Source organism: Dellaglioa sp. CoH-55-MRSF-8, assembly GCF_056782195.1.
Window position 1 is genome coordinate 1 of the sequence record NZ_JBXAYH010000134.1, and the last position, 336, is coordinate 336.

Annotated in this window: 1 protein-coding gene; it reads left to right on the top strand. The window is 52.7% G+C overall.

Translation table 11 applies throughout. From position 1 onward, the window contains the following. Positions 1-258, top strand: a 258-nt coding sequence (locus AC1RPW_RS08245; RefSeq protein ID WP_481769480.1) for a hypothetical protein, incomplete at its 5' end; no start/stop codon positions are given. Positions 259-336 lie beyond the last annotated feature (78 nt).

Here is a 336-nt window from a genome sequence, read left to right on the forward strand (position 1 = left end):
GCGCAGCGTGAGCTGGGTGTTGCGATGGCTGATTTTATGCGAGCCCAGATGAATCGATCCGGATTCGTTCGCCATTTTTTCGCGTGGTGCGATTTTGACAAGACCAATCACACGTGCCCGGAGTACTCGCGAGCAGAATGGGAAGTGGCGCGTCGCATCATCAATCGCGCTAAGAAGCGTCGAGCCCTGACCGCGAAGCCTTACAAGGAAAACCTGCGCATGATCTTGCGTGAAATTCGGAGAACGAATTACCAATGAAAGTGACACGAATCTCAGTAAACCTGAGCAAGTCGGTTCAGGCCGTTACCTACGAGCCTGTTTCGGTCAGCTTTAGCA